Here is a 6,585-nt window from a genome sequence, read left to right as displayed (position 1 = left end):
GCGTAGCCGTTGGTGTTGGTGTCGGCTTCGGCGTCGCTGTCGGCGTAGCCGTTGGTGTTGGTGTCGGCTTCGGCGTCGCTGTCGGCGTAGCCGTTGGTGTTGGTGTCGGCTTCGGCGTCGCTGTCGGCGTAGCCGTTGGCTTCGGCGTTGCTGTCGGCTTCGGCGTTACCGTTGGCTTGGGTGTTTTTGTCGGCTTTGGTGTTGGTGTTGGCGTTGGGCACGGTGTCGGTGTTGGCGTTGGTGCTGGTGTTGGGCACGGTGTTGGTGTTGGTGTTGGCTTTGGTGTGGACGTTGGTTTTGGCGTTGGACTTGGTTTAGTTGTCGCTGTCGGTGTAGCCGTTGGCGTCGCACTTGGTGTAGCGGTTGGCGTCGCACTTGGCGTTGCCGTCGGTGTTGGCGTTGGCGTCGCACTTGGTGTTACCGTCGCTGTCGGTGTAGCTGTTGGCGTCGCACTTGGTGTGGCCGTTGCTGTCGGTGTTGCTGTCGGCTTCGGCGTTGCACTTGGTGACGGTGTTGGTGTCACGGTTGGTGTCGGACTTGGGCTTGGGCTTGGGCTTGGCGTAGGCGTAGGCGTTGTTGACGGGGTGGTTCCTTCAAACGGATAATGGTGCATTTGCACAAAACCGTTGAATGAAGTGGCTATCAACGTACCATGCAATTCCGCGTAATTGTAGAACACACTTGCTTTCGGCGCCAGAATTGTACCTTCTATGGTTGTATTAGCTATACTGATTGAGCCTGCTTGATAAAAATTAAATAATACCTTCCGGGGGCTTCCTCCCCAGATTTGAAAACTCGGAATGCTGACTGCGCCTCCGCTAACATTGACTATAACAGTGCCATTGTTTGAAATGTTGAACTGAAGACCATTGGCATCCTTCAAATCGGAGGCAGATAAATTCACTACATTAAAAGCTCCCGGGGCGTTAATCGTTATTTTCCCGTACTCTTTAGTGAACGATCCTGCTTCAGGGAGAGACGCCAGCTCAGCCGATTTATTAATCAGAAATTGCTTTTCTCTATCAAAATCAATTGGAGTAGCCTTTCTCTCGCCTTCTTTGATATCAGCCCTTTCCTTGGTCAAAGCCCCCCCGTAAACGGCTGTGCCATACACAGTTCCATCAGTCAGATTAATGTTTCCTCCCGCAATTAGAACATCGCCGCCCGGAGCATCCTTAGACACACCATAACTTTTCAGGCTGATATTCCCTGCGGCGGCAAGTCGCCCGTGAATCTGGTCGCTCGACTGCGTGAAATCTCCAAACACAAAAGCATTAAAATTCCCGGCAACCCCCAAGACTGGCGTCGGGGTATACGGCAAGCCCGATGTTGCGTTCACAGGGACGCCCAGGGAAAACGTGCTTCCCACAGTCAGCAGCCCTGCCAGGAACAATTTCACTGCCGACTTCATTTTTTTCCTCAATGCTTACACCTCCTATTAAATTCTATATGATCTCGTAGCAGCTACGATGACAACAAAAAAAGACCACCAAGAAGTAGAGAAGCTCTCTTCATGGCAGTCGGACGGTCATGGCACTGATTAGCACTTTAGACTCCTGGACTTTGCGTCCCGCCTTTTCAGACGGTTTGCTATTATACATGACGATAATAAATTGCTAGAAATACCCGCAAAACAGCATACGATAGGCCCATGTAATGGGTTTTATTATGAATTTACCAATAGTTTAGCTTGGCGTTATCACATTGTCAACGAATTCCTTTTTGTACAATCTTTAAATAAAAAAAGCGCCAAAAGGCGCTTCAAATCGTCATTTTATCCTCTTTTTAGAACAGCTGTATCCAGCCGATAATTGATATCCATAACGGAATACTCAGGAACAGTCCGAACAGCATCCCCCGACAAATATTCCCTTCATGCTCCATGGCCCACTTCTCCTTCAATATTACATTAGTTAGTCTTCTTTTTAGTATTTCAAATTAAATATAATATCATTCCTCCAAATAAATTGTGAATTAAATCACATATGTGTGTTTGTTTATAAATACCATTGAATATTTTTTGAAATCCGGAGTAGAATAGGAATATACGTTCTCATTTTAGGTGGTGATATGCATGCACAAAGCCGAGAGTATAGACAATCATCTGGTAAAATCGTATTTGCTTCTCCCGCTGATCCTATCCGCTTTTGAACGCGATGCCAGCATCATTTCCGCACAGCTTCGAACACCTTCACCTTATCTTGAAGTTCTGGATACGGCAGCCAGTGCAGCTACTGCAGATCTCAGGGATATCCGCACGGAGATGAGAATGCGCGGCATCAAAGTATATGAACAACATAAGCTCCCGCATGGCCTTGAAGCCAAATTCATCTGCCGGGGATATCACGAACGGATGCTGCTGCTGAATGAACTCATTGCCGCCCAAGCAGGAATCCATATGCGCAGATACCTAGGACTGGATATTTCAGCTTTCCGAAATGAGCAGGAGCAATATGGAATCAAGCCTGCCCCTCAACTCTAAATCCACCCTATGCCAAGGATCGGTTAAAAAAATAGGCCCTGCCATGGGAGTTGGCAGGACCCAAATCTATACCACTAAACACTGGGGGGCGTTTGGTAAGTCCAATAATAACCCCCGAACCTGAAAATAAGCTGATCTTAAGATAAAAATTAGCTTAAAAAATATCACGATTTTTGTTAAACAAGGATCAGAAGTGCTCCTCCTCTTCAGAAAGGGGATACTCCCAGAATCCTAGCCGACCTTTGGCCGGAACGTGATGAACCAGCGGACGAACATTCTCTAGCTCCCAAGCGAAGCGTCCTTCTGTATAGTCGCCAAAAGCCCGTTCGTTCTCGCCTATCCACTTCGCCACACTATTCAATCCGGTAATTTCATGGCACTCCTTCAGTTTACCTGTAGCAATAATAACACCCGTGGGTAAATTCTCTTCTTTATAGCCGTGCTTTGCGAGTATTGATTGGAACGGCTCTCGTCTACATGCTGCCTTGTCTATTTTAAGACCGGCATGGATTGCCAGTTCTCCCCGATATGCCGTTCGCCATGAACGGGTTTCGTAGTTTTTCTCACCAAGCGCGACCAATGTAGCCCAGGGCTGCCGTATTGTTAAGCAACGCATGTTGTGTTATCTCCTTCTTTATTTCGCTGAGCTATCAGGTGTATATCCCTACTATAGCTCTTTTATCTAGATATCGAACTTCTTATCCAACACCACAATAAACAAAGTCGCAAGCGGTCCACACAATAATGAGATTAGGAACCAATTCAGTCCACTTCTGTTTTTGCCCTGTGCCAGTCCGGCATTAATTAAAGCAAGCGTACCCCAGCCCACAAAATATCCGTTCTCCATCTTGTACTCCTCCATTTCTCATTTAATATTTGTCCGAATTCATGAGATCGACCGGATTATACCTGAATAATTCTGGAATAAAGGGCTGTGACAATAGCTTTTTGGGTGATTACAATGAACGTCATATGGCTTTAATAAAAATTTCGCTTTTTAAGAAACTCCAATATAATAAAATTATACTTAAATTGAAAGGCATCATAACTATGTTAAAAAAATCATTTTTATACTCAGTAATTATCGTCATCGTTTCAACGTTAATTAATCTCATTACCTCCCCTAAACATGTTGTGCGCATTTTTGAAAATGGTTTTTGGATAGGAATAGCTATGCTTTTAACCGCTCTATGTATTGTCTTCATTTTTGTTTTTCTTGTCTTATTTTTATTGAGGGTATTTAAAAAGGGACGCTGAGCAGTAGCATGAAACTTTGTCATACGAGCAAAGTCAGCGTATATGGTATATGAACCGTACTCCTGAGAATCGGAGTGCGTTTTTTTTGCATTTCACATAGAAAATCCCTTTTTGATGTGTCTGTAAAAGAAGAGGATAACCATTGGACTCTAAATGCGAGTGTCTGGGATTCGTGCTCCTTCGAGAACGCACTTGCATATACCATGAAAAATCCGGACAAAATTAACCAAGACAACCATGCAGCAAAAGTTCTTTTTTTGTGATTTAGTGTCACAGATAGCCCTGCTCATTTGTCTACATAAATGTACAACAAAAAAACTATTATGGAGGCACTATCCAATGAGCAAGCTACTTATCATTAACGCACACCCTTTAGTTGATTCAACTACTTCATTCAGTCTTAATGTATTCAAACACTTCATGGAGACTTATGAAGAGCATAAACCTAATAATGAAATCATCGAACAAATTAACCTATATGAAGATGAGGTTCCTTTAATTGATAAGACTGTCCTAGGTGCTTGGGACAAGTCTGCAAAGGGTGAAACTCTAACAAGTCAAGAAAAAGAAGTAACCGGACGAATGAATGAAGTATTGCAACAATTCAAAAGTGCTAATAAATATCTTATTGTTCACCCGCTGCATAACTTCAACGTTCCATCAAAGCTTAAGGATTATGTCGATAACATTATGATTGCAAGGGAGACATTTAAGTATACCGATACAGGATCAGTGGGACTTTTAAAGGATGGGAGAAGCACGGTAGTCATTCAGGCAAGTGGTTCAATCTATACCAATGATGACTGGTATACTGAAGTTGAATACTCACATAAATATTTGAAGTCGATGTTTAATTTCTTTGGTATCGAGAACTTCCAAACCCTTAGAGTACAAGGGACTGCTCTACTGGACAAGGACGAGATATTAAAGAAAGCATTTAAAGAAGCAGAAGAAGCAGCCGTCACTTTGGCAAAGAAATAAATAATTTAACGAGTCCTTTAATTAAAAAAAGGCGCGGCTCCGAACCCACGGAATCCGCGCTTTTGTTGTCTTTTTGAGGACGCTGGTGAAGGGAATTGAACTCCCGGCCTACGCAATACGAATGCAACACATTTATGTGTTATTGAGTTCTATTAGCCCCTGTGTCCGAACAGAAATAATGGACTTCTGATAGAATAAGATCATTAAAAATAATATACGAAAGCAAGGTGTTTGAAATGGATAATGAGCAAATCTATTTGGAAAGTATCAAAAAACAATTTCTTTATTACAAAACCCTTGGGGAAGCAGCCATTAATCAAGTAGATCCCGAACAATTATTTGTAACTTTTAATGACGATTCCAATAGCATTGCAACTATAGTAAAACACTTATGGGGAAATATGCTTTCAAGATGGACAGATTTTTTAAGCACTGACGGAGAAAAATCATGGAGAGATAGAGATTCGGAGTTTGAGAATGACATTAAGACTAAAGAGAATCTTTTAATAAAATGGAACGAAGGCTGGACATGTTTATTCAATGCAATTGAATCAATTCATGCCGATCAATTATCACAAATTATTTATATACGGAACGAAGGGCACACCGTTATTGAAGCAATCAATAGACAATTGGCACATTACCCATATCACGTTGGGCAAATCATTTACGCTGCAAAAGTTCTAAAGAAGAGTAGTTGGGAAAGTTTATCTGTTCCAAAGCATGGATCTAAAGAATATAATAACGATAAATTTTCTAAAGAAAGAGCTACACAAAACTTTATTGATGAAGAACTAAAGAGAATTAATTAAATTAGTTTAGGAAATTGGTAGAAGAACAGAAAAGGCGCAGTTCCAAAAAATTCGGAATCCGCGCCATTATCGTCTTATTGAGGATGCTGGTGAAGGGAATTGAACCCCCGGCCTACGCATTACGAGTGCGTTGCTCTACCCCTGAGCTACACCAGCTTGAAGCTTTACCTTCGTCAAACAAAAAATATTATACTCCGTATCATGGAAAATGCAACCTCATTTAAAGCAGTCTGCAAGGCGCCTATTCCGCCGGATCGGCATGGAGCTTACGCTCTACGGACTCAAGCTTACTTCTACTGCTAGAGGGCTTGTCGCGGCGGTCATCGATCTTGACGGCAGTGGAAACACGCTGGGCTCCGTTAGTAAAAGGAGACTCATGCAGGGCTTCCACGGCGGCGAGAATCCGCTGTAGCGGGCCTTCAATAATGGTGCCCATGGACGTAAGCTCATACGTCACTCCCTCCACCGTCTCCAGCACACGCTGCATATCCGCAACATAAGCGCTGAGACTGGTACTGCCCGTGCCAATCGGAATGACCGTAACTTCAGCTATCGGCATGCTAAATCCCTCCCTTGTCTTTTCATTTTTGAAAAAAAACTCCTTTCCCTTATTGTACCCACTCTCCGTCTCTCCTACAAACCGGATGTATAATTGTTTCCTGCCCTTAGAGAACTCTAGCTCTCGTAGCACAAAATCTAGTAAAAACCCATATCTCATTTATGGACGGTTTGTGGCATATTTTCGGATAAATTATGAATCATTTCAGGGTTTTTTGTGGATGATTTGTGGATTACCTGTGGATGGTCTGTGGACTATCTGTGGAGAAAAACGGGTGATCCCAGCCCCCGCGCGGGTTTGCTGAAAAATCTTTACAAACACAATATATTGATGTATCGTAATCTCTATCGACAAAATATAGTGGTAAACGGTGTTTTCACCCTCCCGTATATTGGGAGATTAATAGAGGTGTGCAGGAAGCAGAAACAGTGTCCGCATGCAAGCCTACATCACAAGATCAGGTGATTATCCTGTTTAGGATAGTTACGACAAGC

Annotated in this window: 7 protein-coding genes, 1 tRNA gene and 1 riboswitch; of the genes, 3 read left to right on the top strand and 5 right to left on the bottom strand. The window is 43.2% G+C overall.

What is annotated here, in order from left to right:
• A partial coding sequence (locus ACFRAM_RS18905; protein ID WP_379467165.1) for a choice-of-anchor A family protein occupies nucleotides 1-1,423 on the bottom strand: 1,423 nt, incomplete at its 3' end.
• A gap of 89 nt (nucleotides 1,424-1,512) precedes the next feature.
• A riboswitch (cyclic di-GMP riboswitch) is annotated at nucleotides 1,513-1,602 on the bottom strand.
• Nucleotides 1,603-2,074: 472 nt separating this feature from the next.
• On the opposite strand from ACFRAM_RS18905, the gene ACFRAM_RS18900 reads away from it, so the two are divergent.
• Nucleotides 2,075-2,482 (top strand): YhjD family protein, encoded by a 408-nt coding sequence (locus ACFRAM_RS18900; protein ID WP_175370820.1) that lies wholly within the window; start codon nucleotides 2,075-2,077, stop codon nucleotides 2,480-2,482.
• Between the two features lie 187 nt (nucleotides 2,483-2,669).
• Here ACFRAM_RS18900 and ACFRAM_RS18895 read toward each other — a convergent pair whose 3' ends face one another.
• Together ACFRAM_RS18895 and ACFRAM_RS18890 are read right to left on the bottom strand one after the other, a co-directional pair.
• Nucleotides 2,670-3,098 carry an ASCH domain-containing protein gene (locus ACFRAM_RS18895; protein WP_379467164.1) on the bottom strand — a complete coding sequence of 143 codons (429 nt, stop codon included), beginning with the start codon at nucleotides 3,096-3,098 and terminating at the stop codon, nucleotides 2,670-2,672.
• Between the two features lie 66 nt (nucleotides 3,099-3,164).
• Nucleotides 3,165-3,329 (bottom strand): hypothetical protein, encoded by a 165-nt coding sequence (locus ACFRAM_RS18890; RefSeq protein WP_175370822.1) that lies wholly within the window; start codon nucleotides 3,327-3,329, stop codon nucleotides 3,165-3,167.
• Between the two features lie 749 nt (nucleotides 3,330-4,078).
• On the opposite strand from ACFRAM_RS18890, the gene ACFRAM_RS18885 reads away from it, so the two are divergent.
• Both ACFRAM_RS18885 and ACFRAM_RS18880 read left to right on the top strand, forming a co-directional pair.
• On the top strand, nucleotides 4,079-4,720 hold the full coding sequence (locus ACFRAM_RS18885) for an FMN-dependent NADH-azoreductase (RefSeq protein ID WP_379467163.1): 642 nt from the start codon (nucleotides 4,079-4,081) through the stop codon (nucleotides 4,718-4,720).
• Nucleotides 4,721-4,956: 236 nt separating this feature from the next.
• A complete protein-coding gene (locus tag ACFRAM_RS18880; protein ID WP_379467162.1) occupies nucleotides 4,957-5,532 on the top strand; it encodes a DUF1572 family protein in 576 nt (191 codons plus the stop codon).
• 84 nt (nucleotides 5,533-5,616) lie between these two features.
• Here the strand turns inward: ACFRAM_RS18880 and ACFRAM_RS18875 are convergent.
• Together ACFRAM_RS18875 and ACFRAM_RS18870 are read right to left on the bottom strand one after the other, a co-directional pair.
• Nucleotides 5,617-5,688 (bottom strand) — tRNA-Thr (locus ACFRAM_RS18875).
• Between the two features lie 85 nt (nucleotides 5,689-5,773).
• Nucleotides 5,774-6,091: an MTH1187 family thiamine-binding protein gene (locus ACFRAM_RS18870; protein WP_379467161.1), complete on the bottom strand. Its 318-nt coding sequence runs from the start codon at nucleotides 6,089-6,091 to the stop codon at nucleotides 5,774-5,776.
• Between the last annotated feature and the right edge of the window lie 494 nt (nucleotides 6,092-6,585).

It is taken from the genome of Paenibacillus sp. NPDC056722 (genome assembly GCF_042790635.1).
Lineage (GTDB): Bacteria > Bacillota > Bacilli > Paenibacillales > Paenibacillaceae > Paenibacillus_AQ > Paenibacillus_AQ agri.
Note: the sequence above shows the minus strand (reverse complement) of the source record. Positions and strands in the feature narration are given on the sequence as shown.